This window comes from Polynucleobacter sp. KF022, from assembly GCF_027924105.1.
GTDB lineage: Bacteria > Pseudomonadota > Gammaproteobacteria > Burkholderiales > Burkholderiaceae > Polynucleobacter.
Genome location: NZ_AP026972.1, coordinates 1,752,784 through 1,768,957, shown reverse-complemented (window position 1 = coordinate 1,768,957; position 16,174 = coordinate 1,752,784). Strand labels below are relative to the sequence as shown.

19 protein-coding genes and 1 pseudogene are annotated in these 16,174 nt (G+C 45.3%); 16 read left to right on the top strand and 4 right to left on the bottom strand.

The window, feature by feature from the left end:
* Positions 1-36 precede the first annotated feature (36 nt).
* From PKF022_RS09125 to PKF022_RS09095, 7 genes and pseudogenes are all read left to right on the top strand, one after another.
* On the top strand, positions 37-1,131 hold the full coding sequence (locus PKF022_RS09125) for a VanZ family protein (protein ID WP_281776684.1): 1,095 nt from the start codon (positions 37-39) through the stop codon (positions 1,129-1,131).
* 16 nt (positions 1,132-1,147) lie between these two features.
* Positions 1,148-1,456, top strand: a complete 309-nt coding sequence (locus tag PKF022_RS09120) for a ferredoxin (protein WP_281776683.1) — start codon at positions 1,148-1,150, stop codon at positions 1,454-1,456.
* 26 nt (positions 1,457-1,482) lie between these two features.
* On the top strand, positions 1,483-2,196 hold the full coding sequence (locus PKF022_RS09115) for an alpha/beta hydrolase (protein WP_216230970.1): 714 nt from the start codon (positions 1,483-1,485) through the stop codon (positions 2,194-2,196).
* A gap of 32 nt (positions 2,197-2,228) precedes the next feature.
* The gene (locus tag PKF022_RS09110) at positions 2,229-2,495 is read left to right on the top strand and encodes a DUF493 family protein (RefSeq protein ID WP_281776682.1); all 267 of its coding nucleotides are present in this window, start codon (positions 2,229-2,231) and stop codon (positions 2,493-2,495) included.
* Between the two features lie 7 nt (positions 2,496-2,502).
* Positions 2,503-3,147: a lipoyl(octanoyl) transferase LipB gene (gene lipB, locus PKF022_RS09105; protein ID WP_281776681.1), complete on the top strand. Its 645-nt coding sequence runs from the start codon at positions 2,503-2,505 to the stop codon at positions 3,145-3,147.
* 53 nt (positions 3,148-3,200) lie between these two features.
* Positions 3,201-4,154 (top strand): annotated as a pseudogene (gene lipA / locus PKF022_RS09100) (lipoyl synthase); the annotation flags it as partial.
* On the top strand, positions 4,063-4,731 hold the full coding sequence (locus PKF022_RS09095; RefSeq protein ID WP_281776680.1) for a hypothetical protein: 669 nt from the start codon (positions 4,063-4,065) through the stop codon (positions 4,729-4,731). The pseudogene lipA and the gene PKF022_RS09095, both read left to right, overlap by 92 nt.
* 33 nt (positions 4,732-4,764) lie before the next feature.
* Here the strand turns inward: PKF022_RS09095 and PKF022_RS09090 are convergent, their stop codons facing one another.
* Entirely contained in the window at positions 4,765-5,022 is a 258-nt protein-coding gene (locus tag PKF022_RS09090) for an accessory factor UbiK family protein (RefSeq protein ID WP_281776679.1), read from the bottom strand.
* 258 nt (positions 5,023-5,280) lie between these two features.
* Between PKF022_RS09090 and PKF022_RS09085 the strand changes: the two genes are divergently transcribed.
* From PKF022_RS09085 to ptsP, 8 genes are all read left to right on the top strand, one after another.
* Positions 5,281-6,129: a TorF family putative porin gene (locus PKF022_RS09085; protein WP_216230966.1), complete on the top strand. Its 849-nt coding sequence runs from the start codon at positions 5,281-5,283 to the stop codon at positions 6,127-6,129.
* 25 nt (positions 6,130-6,154) lie between these two features.
* On the top strand, positions 6,155-6,493 hold the full coding sequence (locus PKF022_RS09080) for a P-II family nitrogen regulator (protein WP_011903792.1): 339 nt from the start codon (positions 6,155-6,157) through the stop codon (positions 6,491-6,493).
* 13 nt (positions 6,494-6,506) lie between these two features.
* Positions 6,507-7,991 (top strand): ammonium transporter, encoded by a 1,485-nt coding sequence (gene amt, locus PKF022_RS09075; RefSeq protein WP_216230965.1) that lies wholly within the window; start codon positions 6,507-6,509, stop codon positions 7,989-7,991.
* Between the two features lie 103 nt (positions 7,992-8,094).
* Positions 8,095-9,393, top strand: a complete 1,299-nt coding sequence (gene gshA / locus PKF022_RS09070; RefSeq protein ID WP_068319708.1) for a glutamate--cysteine ligase — start codon at positions 8,095-8,097, stop codon at positions 9,391-9,393.
* Positions 9,394-9,421: 28 nt separating this feature from the next.
* Entirely contained in the window at positions 9,422-10,363 is a 942-nt protein-coding gene (gene gshB, locus PKF022_RS09065; RefSeq protein ID WP_281776678.1) for a glutathione synthase, read from the top strand.
* 2 nt (positions 10,364-10,365) lie between these two features.
* Complete coding sequence (locus PKF022_RS09060) at positions 10,366-10,788, top strand: PTS sugar transporter subunit IIA (RefSeq protein ID WP_216230963.1); 423 nt, start codon at positions 10,366-10,368, stop codon at positions 10,786-10,788.
* A gap of 17 nt (positions 10,789-10,805) precedes the next feature.
* The gene (locus PKF022_RS09055) at positions 10,806-11,075 is read left to right on the top strand and encodes an HPr family phosphocarrier protein (RefSeq protein ID WP_216230962.1); all 270 of its coding nucleotides are present in this window, start codon (positions 10,806-10,808) and stop codon (positions 11,073-11,075) included.
* 5 nt (positions 11,076-11,080) lie between these two features.
* Entirely contained in the window at positions 11,081-12,832 is a 1,752-nt protein-coding gene (gene ptsP, locus PKF022_RS09050; RefSeq protein ID WP_281776677.1) for a phosphoenolpyruvate--protein phosphotransferase, read from the top strand.
* 4 nt (positions 12,833-12,836) lie between these two features.
* Here the strand turns inward: ptsP and PKF022_RS09045 are convergent, their stop codons facing one another.
* Genes PKF022_RS09045 through gpmA form a run of 3 tightly spaced genes read right to left on the bottom strand, consistent with a single transcriptional unit; the run spans position 12,837 to position 15,735 of the window.
* Positions 12,837-13,589, bottom strand: a complete 753-nt coding sequence (locus PKF022_RS09045; RefSeq protein WP_281776676.1) for a HesA/MoeB/ThiF family protein — start codon at positions 13,587-13,589, stop codon at positions 12,837-12,839.
* An 11-nt stretch (positions 13,590-13,600) separates the two neighbouring features.
* Positions 13,601-15,034 (bottom strand): S41 family peptidase, encoded by a 1,434-nt coding sequence (locus PKF022_RS09040; protein WP_216230959.1) that lies wholly within the window; start codon positions 15,032-15,034, stop codon positions 13,601-13,603.
* Between the two features lie 11 nt (positions 15,035-15,045).
* Positions 15,046-15,735 carry a 2,3-diphosphoglycerate-dependent phosphoglycerate mutase gene (gene gpmA, locus PKF022_RS09035; protein WP_216230958.1) on the bottom strand — a complete coding sequence of 230 codons (690 nt, stop codon included), beginning with the start codon at positions 15,733-15,735 and terminating at the stop codon, positions 15,046-15,048.
* A 22-nt stretch (positions 15,736-15,757) separates the two neighbouring features.
* Between gpmA and PKF022_RS09030 the strand changes: the two genes are divergently transcribed.
* On the top strand, positions 15,758-16,171 hold the full coding sequence (locus PKF022_RS09030; RefSeq protein ID WP_216230957.1) for a rhodanese-like domain-containing protein: 414 nt from the start codon (positions 15,758-15,760) through the stop codon (positions 16,169-16,171).
* Positions 16,172-16,174 lie beyond the last annotated feature (3 nt).

The following is a 16,174-nucleotide window of genomic DNA, read 5'->3' as shown; positions in this document are numbered from 1 at the left end:
CCGCCATTGTAGAAAGGTCTGACCTAGAATTGTGGGATGGATCAAAAAGATCAACGACCTCGGAAGTTGGTATGGCCTTTGCAGGCTATGCCATTGGCCAGAGCCATGAGCCTAAGCTATGCGCTCTTGATTCTCTATGTCAGCCTGAATCCCTTTGATTTTGATTTCCACAATGGAATATCCGCTGGCGCCTGGTTAAATGCCCCCCTGCCGCGTTTTATTACTTTATTTGATGTGGCGGTCAATATTCTTGCTTATATCCCTTTGGGATTTTTGGTGATGTTCGCCGCCTATCCACGATGGCGTAACTTTGTGGCGCTGGGCGTTGCTCTTGGTTTGAGCGCTGCATTAGCCCTAGGTGTAGAAACGTTGCAATCTTGGTTGCCTACACGCATACCCAGTCAGATGGATTGGTGGGCTAATGTCTTAGGCGGTCTCTTGGGAGGTTTATTGGCTATTCCCTTGGGCCCACAATGGCTTTCTGGAAGTGCAATTCGTCGGCGCTTTGACCAATGGTTTGGTTTAAATTGGGCGGCTTGTGCCCTGTTCTTGTTATTTCCGTGGTCGCAAATTTATCCGCAAAGCTCTTGGTTGGGCACTGGAGTTTGGGGGCATGCCATATTCGCATCAGTAGACTGGGGTACCTTAGTGATTAATCACGTCATTCAAGAGGCGGTGATTACATCGCTCTGTTGGTTAGGTGTTGCTTTATTGTTATCGCTAGGTATGCGTGCCAAAGCTCCTCAGTGGCGCATCCTCAATGGGCTTTTAGGTTTGACAGTCACAATCAAGATCCTGTTTACAGCACTTCAGTTTGGGGCGGAATTGAGTTTGAATTGGCTAACTGCAGGGGCTATTTGGGGAATGGTGCTGGGCAGCATCTTATTGAGGAGGACCTTAAGGCTAGAGCCTGAGCAGAAATTTTGGTTGGCCTTGATTTGTTTAGTTGGCACAACAATAGCGGTTAACGTTTTACCCGATAATCCCTATTTCATTCTGACGCTAAGACATTGGTATCAGGGGCGTTTATTGCACTTTAATGAGCTCATGCAGTGGGTTTCAGTAGTATGGTTACCTCTGGCACTGATTTGGATGCTTCGTAGCGCTAAGGAATTTAAATCAAAACATTGATGAATATAATTTTTCTATGAGCTTTTCACACCATCTATTCTTTTGTTTAAACCAACGCAGTAATGGTGAAGCATGCTGTGATCAGCACAATGCCTTTGCATTATTTGATTACGCAAAGAAAAGGGTTAAAGAGCTCGGTCTTGCAGGATCAGGAAAGATTCGCGTCAATAAAGCTGGGTGTTTAGATCGCTGTGCTGATGGTCCTGTCATGGTCGTTTATCCACAAGGTGTTTGGTATACCTTCGTTGATGTTGATGATATTGAAGAGATTATCCAATCCCATTTGATTGCAGGTCGTCCAGTGGAGCGTTTGCAGTTGACTTAGAGATTTCAAATGATTGAAAGTGTTTTATGAATAGCCGTACAAAAGTAATTCATATTGAAGGTATTGTTGGATCAATGGAGATGTCTATTGATCTTCCTGATGAATTAAAGAATGACCCTAACTTTGCCATTCGCGGCTTAGCGCTCGTTGCTCATCCACACCCTTTGATGGGCGGAACAATGGATAACAAGGTCGCCCAAACAATGGCGCGTGCATTTAATCAATTGGGTTATGTCAGTGTGCGCCCAAACTTTCGCGGTGTAGGCGGCACTGAAGGCGTTCATGATGATGGTGTTGGTGAATTAGATGATCTACTCCACGTGACTGATTGGATGCGCACACCTTCTAGTTGGGGTGCATTTGAGGCAACCGCAAATCAATCTTGGGTGGTCAATGCTAATACTTTGCCGTTGGTTATATCGGGTTTTTCATTCGGAAGCTTTGTGGGCAGTCATTTAGTGCAAAGGCTTTCAGACCTGGGGCGCCCAGCAGAACGCCTTGTCATGGTGGGTAGTGCTGCTGGCAAATGGACGCTGGCTCAAGTTCCTACCGATACGATTTTGATTCACGGTGAATTGGATGAAACCATTCCCTTGATTGATGTTTTGGATTGGGCGCGCCCTCAAGAATTAACAGTGCAAGTAGTTCCTGGTGCGGATCATTTTTTCCATCGCCGTTTACATTGCATTCGCAATATCATTACCGGTGCTTGGCTAGGTATGCCAGATCATCGCAAATAATTACAAATCGAACTAGATATAGAGAGTCAAGCATGGCTGAAGAAAAGTCTTTAATTGAGTACCCCTCAATGTTTCCAATCAAGGTGATGGGTAAAACAAACCCTGAATATCTCCCTGCGATCATTCATATTGCTAAGCAACTTGATCCTACATTTGATGAGAGCAAAGTAGAACAACGTCCATCTAAGGACGGAAATTACCTTGGCATTACTTTGCCAATTACTGCGACTAGTCGTGAACAGTTGGATGAGCTTTATAGAACTTTATCTACCCATCCATTGGTTAGCGTGGTTCTCTAATTAATTAATGTTAGCTTTAGTCAAACAGCTTGGATTGGCGGATTACGCAGCGACGTATGAAGCGATGCAAGCATTTACTAAAGCGCGCACCAGTGATACGCCTGATGAGATTTGGGTCTTAGAGCATCCCCCGGTTTTTACTTTGGGTCTAGCAGGCGATGCGGGAAATTTACATTCGCCGAGTAATCAAATTCCTTTGGTGCAGGTCGATCGTGGAGGCGAGATTACTTATCACGGGCCAGGTCAAATCGTTGTTTATCTTCTGTTGGATCTCAGGCGCCTTGGAATTTTCGTCAAGGAGCTGGTCTCTCGAATAGAGCAAGCGGTGATTGATGCCCTGGCCGATTTCGGCATTCAGGCCGAAAGACACCCAGGTGCCCCAGGAATTTACGTCTCACAGCAGTCAGGAGTGCCTCCAGAATGGATTGGCGCGAAGATTGCAGCCCTAGGCCTTAAAGTCTCTAAAGGCTGCTCCTATCATGGCGTTGCCCTGAATGTGGCTACAGATTTAGAAGCTTTCAAGCGTATCCACCCTTGTGGTTATGAGGGTTTAAAGACGGTTGATATGCAAACCCTTGGGATCAAGGACAATATAGACACTATTAGCCAAAGGCTTTTGCAGCATTTACAAAAGCAACTGATGCCATCATGACAATAAATAAGCCTGACACCAACACACCTCTTGAGGGTCGCCAAGACCTTAATTACGACGCATCACGTAAGCAAAAATCAAGCGAGAAGACTGCGCGCATTCCAATTAAGATTGTTCCACTAGAACAGGTTCTTAAAAAGCCAGATTGGATCAGAGTTAAAGCTGCTTCCAACAATTCACGCTTTTCTGAAATTAAAAAGATTCTGCGCGAGAACGAATTGGTAACAGTTTGTGAAGAGGCAAGTTGTCCAAATATTGGTGAATGCTTCGGTAAAGGCACGGCAACATTCATGATCATGGGTGACAAATGTACACGTCGTTGCCCATTCTGCGATGTAGGGCACGGCAGACCAGATCCTTTGGATACAAAAGAGCCGGCCAATCTAGCGCGCACTATTGCTGCCCTGAAGTTGAACTATGTTGTTATTACTAGCGTGGATCGTGATGATCTACGAGATGGGGGTGCAATGCATTATGTGGATTGCATTTCTCAATCACGTACTCTTTCGCCCAACACCCGCATCGAAGTATTGGTGCCAGATTTTCGTGGCCGCCTTGATAAGGCTTTAGATATTTTTGCTGATCATGCGCCGAGTGGTTTGCCTGATGTAATGAATCACAACCTAGAGACAGTACCTCGTTTGTATAAACAAGCTAGACCTGGTGCTGACTACTTACATTCATTAAAGCTCCTCAAAGACTTCAAAGAGCGCTTTCCACATGTACCCACTAAAAGTGGTTTGATGGTTGGTCTTGGTGAAACGGATGAAGAAATTTTAGAAGTTATGCGTGATATGCGTGAGCACAATATCGACATGCTCACGATCGGCCAGTATCTTGCTCCTTCAGGCCATCATTTGCCGGTGACGCGTTATGTACATCCCGATGTCTTCAAAATGTTTGAAGAAAAGGCTTATGAAATGGGCTTCTCTCATGCGGCAGTCGGGGCTATGGTGCGCTCAAGCTATCACGCAGATCAACAGGCGCATGGAGCCGGGGTTGTTTAGAAAAGTTTATAAAGCCGTTATTTTTTTAGCGGCTTTAGTTTTTCTGGTTGGGTGTAGCCCCAAATTAGATTGGCGTACAGTCCAGTCGCCACAAGAAAGATATACCGCTTTATTTCCGGGTAAGCCAGATAAACTGGAGCGCAAGATTCCCTATGGGGAGCAGGAGCTTTCTCAAACACTCGAAGCCGTAAAAATTGACGATGATATTTATTCGGTCAGCACTATTCAGTTGCCAGCCAATCAAGCATCATCACTAAATAAGTTGCTTTCCCAGTTGCAGACTAATTTAATTGAGAGGACAAAGTCGTCTGGCGGTAATGTTGTGATTGAAGATGCTTTTTATAAAACCCTAGACCGACAACGTTTATCGACTAAAGATTATTTTCTTGATTTGAAGTCGAATGACAAAACACAGCAGCTCATGCGCGTACGCTGGATTAATCGGGTGGCACCCAATGGAGACAGTTGGGTCTATCAGATCTCAGTGCTACATGCAAAGGCAAGCTCAGAAAATGCAAAAACTTTTTTTGCTAAAGAGGAATATGAAAACTTCTTTAATGATTTTTTGCCCGAGTAAAGCCTGACTAATTTAACTTGAGGTAGCTGCTGGCTATGATTGTTTTTCCAGTGCCGCCACTTTAGCTTCAAGTGCCTCTAGTTTTTCACGTGTTTTAGCAAGTACCTTGCTCTGAAGTTCAAACTCCTCACGTGTGACCAAGTCCATTTTCTGAAATCCCTGGTTCATCATGGCGCGCACATTCTTTTCAATCTCTTGAGCTGGAGAATTACGGATTGCATCACCAACCTTGTTTTGCATATCGCTGGCGATACGTTGGATTTGCTCGAGAATTTCACCGGGTTTTTGCATGATGGAGATTCGCAGTTCTATTGAGAGTTGCAGAAAAGATACAGATCTCTATTTTAAGTTGTATGGCTAAAAATGCCCAAAAGGGGCTCAAAACCCGATAAATGGCCCAAATTCACTCATCAGGTGCAATAGTAAGCACCAAAAAAGTGCATAAGCATTAATTAGGTGAATCTGCAGAAATTCAAAAAAGGGCCGACCTTCATGATCACTCCATGCAATAAGCATTTTTCCCTTTTCATGATCACTTAGGAGTTTTAAATGAAAACAATTCAAAAGACAGCCATCGCTCTAGCAGCCTCTGGTTTATTTGCAACCGCAGCATTTGCGCAAACTGCTCCTGCAGCGGAGGCTCCAGAAGTGAGCCCGGTTACAGCAAACGTGTCGATCACTAATGACTATCGCTACCGTGGTATTTCTCAAACAAACTATCAACCAGCAATTCAGGGTGGCTTTGATTATGCCCATGAGAGTGGTTTCTATATCGGCAACTGGAACAGCACAATTAACTGGGTGGCTAATACTACAAATAACGGAGTTAAAGCGCCGATTGAAATGGACTTCTACGGTGGTTTTAAGAAAGAGTTAATTGCTGAAGGTTTTGCTTCTGACTTTGGTGTATTGCAGTACTACTATCCACAAACTGGCGGCAACTATAACGCCATGATGTTGAATCCAAATACAACAGAACTGTACGCCGCTCAAAACTTTACGTTTGGCCCGGTTACTGGTTTTGTTAAGGTGAACTATTCATTAACAAACATCTTTGGTATCCCAAATAGTACAGGTTCTGTTTATCCAGATCTCACAGCAAACTATGACACTGGCATTTGGGGTATTAGCTTGAATGGACACATTGGCTATCAATACGTTGCTGGTCAGCCTGTTACAAGCGGTCCATTGTTGCAAGGCCAAAACAATCTTAGCTATACAGACTTTAAGGTTGGCGCAACTAAAGACTTTGGGGGAGGCTTATCTCTTTCAGCTGCTTATGTAAGCACCAATGCAAATCCAGTCTGGTGGAACACATGGTCAAGCACAACAACTGGAGTTATGACTAGTTCTGCAGGTCGTCCAGGTGCTGTAGTTTCTCTCACAAAAGTATTTTAATTATTTCCTCTGAACGGAGAAACGTATGAAATTAATTACCGCAATCATCAAGCCATTCAAGCTTGACGAAGTGCGCGAAGCTCTCTCAGAAGTTGGAGTTTCGGGCATTACCGTCACTGAGGTTAAAGGCTTTGGTCGTCAAAAAGGTCACACTGAGTTGTATCGCGGTGCTGAGTATGTTGTCGACTTTTTGCCTAAAGTAAAAATTGAAGCTGCTGTTGAAGATGGCATCTTGGAGCGCGCGATTGAAGCAATTGAAAAATCTGCGCGTACTGGCAAGATTGGTGACGGCAAGATTTTTGTCTCACCAGTTGAGCACGTCATTCGTATTCGTACCGGTGAAACCGGCGCGTCAGCACTTTAAAGAGAGGTTCAAAATGTTAACTTGGATGAAACGACTCGTTGCTAGTGGTGCTATGGCCTTGGCTATTGGCGCTACTGGTGTGATGGTTACTTCGCCAGCGCATGCTGATGAAGTTAAAAAGCCAGCTGTAACAGCTCCTGCTGCAACGCCTGCTGCTGCAGAGCCTGCTCCAGTCCTTTGCTCTGAAAAGTGCAATAAAGCAGATACAGCTTGGTTGCTAGTGTGTACCGCATTAGTAATTTTGATGACTCTGCCTGGTTTGGCTTTGTTCTACGGCGGTTTAACACGTAGCAAAAACATTCTGTCTGTACTCGTACAGTGTATGTTTATCTTTTCATTAGTAACGGTTCTATGGTCTCTTTATGGCTATAGCTTTGCGTTTAGCGAAGGCGGGGCGTTTATTGGTGGATTAGATCGTTTGTTCTTGCAAGGCATGAATCCTGATTCAGTAGCGGCCACCTTTAGTAAGGGCGTTGTTATTCCTGAGTTTGTATTTATGGCTTTCCAGGCTGCATTCGCAACAATTACTTGCTGCTTGATCGTTGGTGCATTTGCTGAGCGTGCGAAGTTCTCCGCGATCATTTTGTTTGTGATTCTTTGGTTTACTTTCAGCTATTTGCCAATCGCTCACATGGTCTGGTTCTGGCCTGGTCCAGATGACATCAAAGATGCTGCATCACTCGAAGCAATTACAGCGCGTGCTGGCTGGTTGTGGCAGAAGGGTGTTCTCGACTTTGCTGGCGGTACTGTTGTTCACATCAATGCTGCGATCGCAGGCTTGGTGGGTTCATACGTAGTTGGCAAGCGTTTGGGTTACGGCAAAGAAGCAATGAAGCCACACAACTTGGTATTCGTCATGATTGGCGCATCACTCTTGTGGTTTGGTTGGTTTGGCTTCAATGCTGGCTCAGCTCTCGAAGCAAATGGCAGTGCAGTATTAGCTTTCGTAAATACATTGTTGGCAACTGCCGCTGCAGTATTGGGTTGGTCATTTGCTGAGTGGATTACAAAAGGCAAGCCTTCCATGTTGGGCGCTGCATCTGGTTGCGTAGCTGGTTTGGTTGCTGTTACTCCTGCTGCTGGCTTTGTTGGTCCAATGGGTGCTCTCGCTATCGGTGCTGCTGCTGGTGTAGTTTGCTTGTGGGGTGTTTCTGGTCTCAAGAGAATATTGGGTTCAGACGACAGCTTGGACGTATTTGGTGTGCATGGCGTTGGCGGTATCTTGGGCGCTTTGTTAACCGGCGTATTTGCTGATCCAGCGCTCGGCGGAACAGGTATCTGGGACTATGTAGCAAATGCTGTTGCCCCTGATTACTCTATCGCTAGCCAGCTTTGGATCCAAAGCCAAGGCGTGATTGTGACTTTAATTTGGTCAGGCGTAGTTTCATATATTGCCTTCAAATTAGTCGATATCGTGATTGGTTTACGCGTTAAGGAAGATCAAGAGCGCGAAGGCTTGGATATCAGCTCACACGGTGAGTCTGCTTACGAGTCTTAATTAGTAGATTACCCCTCACTAGGCGGCCTTGGTTGGCTGCCTAGTTTTAAGCGCGGGATCCTCGGATCCCGCGTCTTTCTTTTAATAATCTTACAATGGTGGAATGGTTCCACATCTCATTACTGCACTCAGCGGCCCTTTGCTCGAATTAGAGTCAAAGGTTCTAGAAGCGACCCCAACCATTGAGCGTTGGTTCAGGCTGGAATGGCAAGAACATACTCCGCCGTTTTACTGTTCGGTGGATTTGCGTAATTCTGGCTTTAAGCTGGCTCCGGTAGATACCAATCTATTTCCAGGTGGGTTTAATAACCTATCTCCGCAGATGTTGCCTTTAGCTGTGCAAGCTGCAATGGCCGCAATCGAGAAGATTTGTCCAGAAGCCAAAAACTTATTGTTAATTCCTGAGCGTCATACTCGCAATACTTTCTATTTGCAAAATATTGCTCGCTTGTCTTCCATTTTGCGTCAAGCTGGATTGAACGTTCGCCTCGGCACTTTCTCCGAAGAAATTAAGAAGCCTACTTGGATTGAGTTGCCTGATGGGAATCGTTTATTAATGGAGCCTCTATCGCGCTTGGGACTCAAGAAGCAGCGCTTAGGCTTAAAAGATTTTGATCCTTGCTCCATTTTGTTGAATAACGATTTATCAGCAGGTATACCTCCGATTCTGGAGAATATTTACGAGCAATATCTATTGCCAGGCCTGCATGCGGGCTGGCACGTTCGTCGTAAATCCAATCACTTTGCTGCTTACGAAGAGGTAGCAAAGAAATTTGCCAAAGTAGTTGATATTGATCCATGGATGATCAATCCATATTTCTCAAGTTGCTCAAATATTAATTTCCACGAGCGCAAGGGCGAAGATGAGTTGCAAACTGCAGTTGAGCAGGTATTGAAAAAGACTGCGAAGAAATACCGCGAATATGGCATTAAAGAAAAGCCTTATGTTGTAGTGAAGGCAGATGCTGGGACTTACGGTATGGGCATCATGGTGGTGAATGATCCTGCGCAGTTAAAGGGTTTGAACCGCAAAGACCGCAATAAGATGAGTGTGGTTAAGGAAGGCCTTGAAGTCAGCGATGTATTGATTCAAGAGGGTGTCTATACCTTCGAAAAAGTAAATGAAGCCGTTGCTGAGCCAGTTGTTTATATGATTGATCGTTACGTCATTGGCGGCTTCTATCGAGTACATACCGATCGTGGCCCAGATGAAAATCTCAATGCCCCTGGCATGCACTTTGTACCGTTGGCATTTGAGCAAAACTCTATGCCTGATTTAGGTGCTAAGCCAGGTAGTGCAGCGCCTAATCGCTTTTATCTATATGGCGTGGTTGCCCGTTTGGCTCTCCTTGCCGCATCATTGGAATTAGAGCGCACTGATCCAGATGCTGAAGCTGCATAAATGAAACGCTAATCTCTCAATAGCAAAAATGGACCTTCTTTTTATTGCAGACCCTCTTGAATCTTTCAAGATTCAAAAAGATTCCACGCTTGCAATGATGCGCGTTGCGCAAGAGGCAGGACATCAATTGTGGTTTTGTCAAAGCAGCAATGTTTTGTGGAGAGATAACTTGGTTGTAGCTGATTGCCAATCTTTGGCAATCAAACCTAGTTCTACTAATTGGTATGATTTGGGCGATATTGAGTCTCGAGCACTGAAATCTTTTTCAGCAGTGCTCATGCGTACAGATCCACCATTTGATATTGAATACCTCAATACAACTTGGTTGCTGTCAGCAGCAGTTCGTCAAGGTGCAAAAGTATTTAACGAGCCAAGTGCGGTTCGTGATCACTCAGAGAAACTCTCTATCACTGAGTTTCCAGAGCTTATTCCACCTACTTTAGTGACGCGTGAATTGGATGCTGTAGAACGTTTTCATCAAATTCATCGAGATATCGTCATCAAACCCTTGGATGGTATGGGTGGTATGGGCGTATTTAGGGTAGGCGCCGATGGGCTTAATCTCGCTAGTATCGTGGAAACGCTTGGTGAAAATGGCGCGAGAACGCTGATGGTTCAACGTTTTCTTCCGGAGATTGCCCAGGGCGATAAACGCGTTTTATTAATTGGTGGCGAGGTAGTGCCTTTTGCATTGGCCCGTATTCCTCAAGGTAGTGAAATCCGCGGAAATTTAGCGGCTGGTGGCAAAGGCGTTGCAATGCCTTTAACTGAGACTGAAATAAAGGTTGCTGAAAAATTGGCGCCAATACTTAATCAGCGTGGATTATTCTTAGTTGGATTGGATTTAATTGGCGGCTACCTCACTGAAATTAATGTGACTAGTCCGACTTGTTTTGTTGAAATTACCGACCAAAGTAATTTTGATGTTCCAAAATTTTGGTTGGCAATACTAGAGAAAGCATTGGCATAAATATGGCTGGAATTGTCATCGTTGCTCACACACCTGTTGCGAGCGCAATGTTGGGATTTGCAGAGCATACCTTTGGTGTAGTACCTGAAAGAGTGCGTGCGGTAGATATTCCTCCGCACGAGGACACCAAGGTTAGCTTTGATCGCGTGCTGAAGGCTGCTTATGGTGTCAATACCGGCAATGGTGTACTCATCCTGACAGACGTCATGGGAGCCACCCCTGCCAATGTTGCATCTAAGTTAGAGGCTTTGGGTCCCTTATCAGGATTAAATGCCCCAGTGATTGTGTTGGCGGGACTTAACCTTCCGATGTTGATGCGCTGCATCTCTCATCGCGGCGAGAGTCTAGAAGAGCTTGCACAAAAGGCATTAGTTGGCGGGCAGCATGGAATCTTGCGCCTGGGTTCAAAAGTAAACCAAGATTAAAAAGGGCTCATCCCACAATGCCTATTGCAGAAATCGAAATCATTAATAAATTGGGTTTACATGCTCGCGCCTCCGCAAAGCTATCTCAGTTGGCTGCGCAGTTTCCTTGTGAAATATTCTTGTCACGTAATGGGCGTCAAATTAATGCTAAGAGCATCATGGGTGTCATGATGTTGGCAGCAGGTATTGGCAGCACTGTGACTCTTGAGACTGTTGGCGAAAAGGAAGATGAGGCAATGCAGGCCCTTACAGCATTAATTAATGATCGTTTTGGTGAAGGTGAGTAATTAGCATGACATTTGCTTTGCACGGAATTCCAGTATCGAAAGGCATTGCCATTGGCAAGGCCGTACTGATTTCGCGCGCAGCATTAGAAGTTAGCCATCATTTGGTTGAGGCTGGCAAAGAAGAGGCTGAGGCCCAAAAATTATTAGATGCATTTGATCAAGTGCGTCTAGAGCTGGAGCAACTACGTCAGGGTTTGCCAAAGGATGCGCCACAAGAGATGGCAGCATTTTTAGATGTACACGGCATGATCTTGGCTGATCCTGCTTTAGCTGAGAAGCCAATTAAGTTAATTCGTACTCAAAGATTAAATGCCGCTTGGGCTTTAACGACTGAACTCAATGATCTATTGGAGCAATTTGCAGATATTGAAGATACGTATTTAAAAGAGCGCGCTAACGATATACGGCAGGTTGCTGAGCGTGTTATTAAAGCGTTAAATGCGCAGAAAAAAGACTCTTTGAATGACTCTGATTTCTTGCCTGGCAGTGAAATCGGTGTGGAGTCCATTATTGTTGCTCACGATATTGCTCCGCACGATATGTTGCGTTTTAAAGAGCATGCCTTTACAGGGTTTGTAACAGATCTTGGTGGTAAGACCTCGCACACTGCCATTGTGGCTCGTAGCATGGAGATTCCTGCAGTAGTAGGAGTTCGCCACGCGAGTGAAATGATCCGTCACGGCGACTGGCTGGTATTGGATGGCGAGCGTGGCGTTGTTGTAGTTGCTCCTGATGAGCAACTCTTGTCTGAATATCGCAAGCTACAAACTCAAGTTTTAAAAGAGGCTCGTAAGCTTCAGCAGTTAAAGCATGCAAAAACTGAAACAGCTGATCGTGTAGAGATTGAGTTATTTGCCAATATCGAATTACCAGAAGATGCTATTCAGGCTGTGAAGTTGGGTGCTGTAGGTGTTGGTCTATTTCGCTCTGAATTCTTATTCATGGATCGCAAGCAAGCTTTACCTGATGAAGAACAACAGTACCAAGAATATCGCCGTGTCGTTGATTTAATGCACGGCTTACCCGTCAATATCAGAACGATTGACGTTGGCGCTGATAAAGCTTTAGGTGGCAGTGGCGATATTTCTCAAACTGGCACGTCACCACTGGGTTTGCGGGCGATTCGTTGGTCCCTTACTGAGCCTGAAATATTCTTAACGCAGCTGAGAGCGATCTTGCGTGCGTCAGCGCATGGTCAAGCTCGCATCATGATTCCGATGTTGGCGCATGCTAAAGAAATCGATGAAACATTTAGATTGATTGAAAAAGCAAAGCAACAATTACATCAACGTGGCAAAGCATTCAATCCCAATATTCAAGTTGGTGCCATGATTGAAATTCCGGCTGCCGCATTAGTGTTGCCATTATTTATTAATCGCTTTGATTTTCTATCTATCGGCACTAACGATTTAATCCAGTACACCTTGGCGATCGATCGGGCAGATCACGCGGTTGCACATTTATATGATCCGCTGCATCCAGCGATATTGAATTTATTGGCAAACATCATTGAGCAAGCTAAACGCGCCAATGTACCCGTGGCAGTTTGCGGTGAGATGGCTGGCGATCCTGCGTTAACAAGGCTATTGTTGGCGCTGGGCCTGACCGATTTTTCAATGCACTTTAGTCAGCTGCTATTGGTGAAGCGCGAGATTTTGCAAGCTAATGTAGGTTTACTAAAAGCCCGCATAGGCAGGGTCTTAAGAGCTTATGAGCCCGAAGAACAAGCCAAGGCTTTAGAGCGATTGCTGTCCTAGGGGTTTAGTGTGCCGTGCCGCACACCGAACATTCGGCATTGCGGCTAATGCGGATTTCATCAATCTGGGTTGTCCGCCCATTCCAAAGCAACATACGCCCCATCAAGGTTTCACCGAAACCAATCAAAACTTGTAAAGCTTGAGCTGCTTGCATAGCACCAATAATTCCGACCAGTGGTGAGAAGATGCCCATGCTTGAGCAGCTAACTTCTTCAAATTGCTCATCTGGAGAAAATATGCAGGCATAGCAAGGTGAGCTTGGGTTGCGTGGATCAAAGACGCTCACTTGACCATCAAATTTAAGCGCTGACCCTGAAACCAATGGGGTTTGGTTTTTAACGCAGGCAGCATTAATGAGGTGCCTTGTTGAAAAATTATCTGTGCAATCTAACACTACATCCACACTCGGCAATAACTCATCCAGGAGGGAATTAGTCGCTTTAGCTTGAATAGCTTCAATTTGAATGGTGGAATTTAGGCGCTCTAGAAACTCTTTTCCAGAGGCAACTTTACTTTTGCCAATACTACTTTCGACATGCATGATTTGGCGCTGCAAATTCGTAAGCTCTACTGCATCATGATCCATTAGGGTGATGTGACCTACTCCTGCAGCCGCTAAGTAAGGTGCAGCAGCGCTACCTAGGCCGCCTGCGCCAATGACCAATACATGCGAGCCCAGCAGTTTTTCTTGGCCAGCAACATCAATTTCCTCTAGCAGTAAATGCCTTGAGTAGCGAAGTAACTGCTCATCATTCATGCGCGTTAAGATTATTCGAGTTTGGATGATGAGCGTTTTACAGGCTGACCATTAATAAAGGCCACTGCTTGAGAAAGCATGAAGTCATCTGCACTACCAAGTTCAGTGGGCTTCTTATTTTTGTCTTTCTCTTTTTCCTCAGGAGTTTTCTTGGCATTTTTTTCTTCAATACGTTGTAGCTCTTCGAGGCGGCGTTGCTCACGATCTTTGATCAGTTTGTCTTCAGCAGATTGCTTATTACGCAGGTGCTTCTCGCTATCAATTTCACGGGTGATCAATACATCATCTGGATCGCCATCCTTATTTTGATCTACTGGAATATCTGGTTTAACGCCAAAAGCCTGAATCGACTTACCGCTCGGGGTGTAGTAGTAAGCGGTAGTAATTTTGAGTGCTGAATCATTCGTTAGGGGGCGAACAGTCTGTACTGAGCCCTTACCAAAAGTGGTTTTTCCAATGATGGTTGCACGTTTGTAGTCTTGGAGTGCGCCAGCCACAATCTCAGAAGCGGAAGCGGAATAGGCATTTACCAAAACTACCATTGGAAGCTTTTTAAATATCGCCGGGACTCCAGCTAGGGGGTCGCCTGGCTCATTGAGACGGTACATAGCTGGCGTGGCATTGAATACTTGCTTCGAATCAGGGGACTGGCCTTTAGTGGACACAATAATGGCATCGGCGGGTAAGAATGCAGCTGCGACTCCTACGGCGCCTTGTAATAGGCCGCCACCATTGTTACGAAGGTCAAGAATGATGCCCTTGAGTTTTGGATCTTGGTTGGCGATATCGGTTAATTTCTTAGCAAGATCAGGAACGGTGCGCTCTTGAAAGCTCGTGATACGTACCCAAGCAATATCGTTGTCGAGAATTTTGGTTTTGACAGATTGAACTTTAATTTCTGCGCGAGTGATGGTTACTGGAAAGCTACGTTCTTCACTCTTACGAAACACTGTCAATGTAATTTTGGTTCCTGGTGTACCGCGCATAGTACGGACTGCTTTGTCGAGAGACATACCTCGCACTGGTTTGTCATCGAGACGTGTAATTAAATCTCCCGCTTGGAGACCTGCGCGTGCAGCAGGACTATCTTCAATGGGATTTAATACTTTTACTACTCCATCTTCGGAGGTAATTTCAATTCCAAGGCCAGCAAACTTTCCGGTGGTTTGCTCCTGCATTTCTGAAAAATCTTTTTTGTCTAAGAAGGTGGAGTGTGGATCAAGACTGCTCACCATTCCCTTGACTGCATCTGTCAATAATTGCTTATCTTCAATCGGTTCAACATACTCACGCTTGATCTGCGCAAAGACGTTAGAAAGTGTACGCAGCTCATCCAGCGGGAGCTGAGAGCCTTGCTGGGCGGTCGCAGAAAGCTGGATCGTGGCTGCTACACCAGCAATAAGACCAACGGCGATCAGTGCAAAATTCTTTAGAAATTGGCGCATAGCTCTTTGCTTTAATCCAAATAAAAGTGTTGAATAGGTTTGAGGTCATCATCTAATTCGTAAACTAGTGGCACACCATTAGGAACATTGACTTCCATAATTGCTTCATCAGACATTTGATCTAAATATTTAATTAGTGAGCGAATACTATTACCGTGTGCTACTAAGAGAACACGCTTGCCTGCTTTCAGTGCGGGCGCAATAGATTCATTCCACAATGGCAATACACGATCAACGTTGTCTTTCAGGCACTCACCTAATGGAATATCAGAAGGATTTAGTTTTGAATAACGAGGGTCGTTTTTGGGGTTGCGCTCATCCTCATGTTCGAGCAATGGTGGACGTACATCATATGAGCGTCGCCAAATATGAACTTGTTCATCGCCATATTTTGTTGCAGTTTCTGCTTTATTGAGTCCGGTGAGCGCTCCATAGTGACGCTCATTGAGACGCCAGCTATGCACAACGGGCAGCCACATCAAATCCATGGTGTCTTGGACGTTCCAGAGAGTGCGAATCGCACGCCTTAAAACCGAGGTGTAGGCGATATCAAATTCGTAACCTGCTTTTTTGAGGTTTGCACCTGCCGCTAGGGCCTGTTCTGCACCTTTTGGGGTTAAGTCAACGTCCGCCCAGCCAGTGAAGCGGTTTTCAAGGTTCCAGGCGGATTCGCCATGACGAATAAGGACAAGTTGTTTCATAGAGCCATTCTATAATCCGGTGATGAACTTTCTCACGCAAATTGATAATTTAGCGCTTATTGCCCTTCTGTTGGTTTCGGGCGCAGCGCTTTTCCTACCTACATTATCTACGCTTATTGGCGGAAAAGGCTTGTCGCCTACTGAGGCAACGATTTGGATTAACCGTCGCAAAGCTTATGTGCTCGATTTGCGCACTGCAGAGCTCTTTAAGGCCGGACATCTGCCTGGTGCCAAATTTGTTAATGAATCTGGTTTGACTGCTGCCATTGAAAAGCTTAAGTTAGACCGTAAGCTTCCAGTTGTCTTGGTTTGTGAAACTGGCGCCCATTCCCGCAAGCACCTTGCTGAAGCTCGAAAACTGGGTTTTGTTGAAGTAGGTGTATTGGATGGCGGTGTTCAGGCTTGGAAAGAAGCAGCTCTTCCTCTAGTGAAGTAAGGA

Bases quoted from the DNA above. Each gene is read 5' to 3' on its own strand.
- PKF022_RS09125 (WP_281776684.1), top strand. From the start codon at position 37: ATGGATCAAAAAGATCAACGACCTCGGAAGTTGGTATGGCCTTTGCAG.
- PKF022_RS09120 (WP_281776683.1), top strand. From the start codon at position 1,148: ATGAGCTTTTCACACCATCTATTCTTTTGTTTAAACCAACGCAGTAAT.
- PKF022_RS09115 (WP_216230970.1), top strand. From the start codon at position 1,483: ATGAATAGCCGTACAAAAGTAATTCATATTGAAGGTATTGTTGGATCA.
- PKF022_RS09110 (WP_281776682.1), top strand. From the start codon at position 2,229: ATGGCTGAAGAAAAGTCTTTAATTGAGTACCCCTCAATGTTTCCAATC.
- lipB (WP_281776681.1), top strand. From the start codon at position 2,503: ATGTTAGCTTTAGTCAAACAGCTTGGATTGGCGGATTACGCAGCGACG.
- PKF022_RS09095 (WP_281776680.1), top strand. From the start codon at position 4,063: ATGAAATGGGCTTCTCTCATGCGGCAGTCGGGGCTATGGTGCGCTCAA.
- PKF022_RS09090 (WP_281776679.1), bottom strand. From the start codon at position 5,022: ATGCAAAAACCCGGTGAAATTCTCGAGCAAATCCAACGTATCGCCAGC.
- PKF022_RS09085 (WP_216230966.1), top strand. From the start codon at position 5,281: ATGAAAACAATTCAAAAGACAGCCATCGCTCTAGCAGCCTCTGGTTTA.
- PKF022_RS09080 (WP_011903792.1), top strand. From the start codon at position 6,155: ATGAAATTAATTACCGCAATCATCAAGCCATTCAAGCTTGACGAAGTG.
- amt (WP_216230965.1), top strand. From the start codon at position 6,507: ATGTTAACTTGGATGAAACGACTCGTTGCTAGTGGTGCTATGGCCTTG.
- gshA (WP_068319708.1), top strand. From the start codon at position 8,095: ATGGTTCCACATCTCATTACTGCACTCAGCGGCCCTTTGCTCGAATTA.
- gshB (WP_281776678.1), top strand. From the start codon at position 9,422: ATGGACCTTCTTTTTATTGCAGACCCTCTTGAATCTTTCAAGATTCAA.
- PKF022_RS09060 (WP_216230963.1), top strand. From the start codon at position 10,366: ATGGCTGGAATTGTCATCGTTGCTCACACACCTGTTGCGAGCGCAATG.
- PKF022_RS09055 (WP_216230962.1), top strand. From the start codon at position 10,806: ATGCCTATTGCAGAAATCGAAATCATTAATAAATTGGGTTTACATGCT.
- ptsP (WP_281776677.1), top strand. From the start codon at position 11,081: ATGACATTTGCTTTGCACGGAATTCCAGTATCGAAAGGCATTGCCATT.
- PKF022_RS09045 (WP_281776676.1), bottom strand. From the start codon at position 13,589: ATGAATGATGAGCAGTTACTTCGCTACTCAAGGCATTTACTGCTAGAG.
- PKF022_RS09040 (WP_216230959.1), bottom strand. From the start codon at position 15,034: ATGCGCCAATTTCTAAAGAATTTTGCACTGATCGCCGTTGGTCTTATT.
- gpmA (WP_216230958.1), bottom strand. From the start codon at position 15,735: ATGAAACAACTTGTCCTTATTCGTCATGGCGAATCCGCCTGGAACCTT.
- PKF022_RS09030 (WP_216230957.1), top strand. From the start codon at position 15,758: ATGAACTTTCTCACGCAAATTGATAATTTAGCGCTTATTGCCCTTCTG.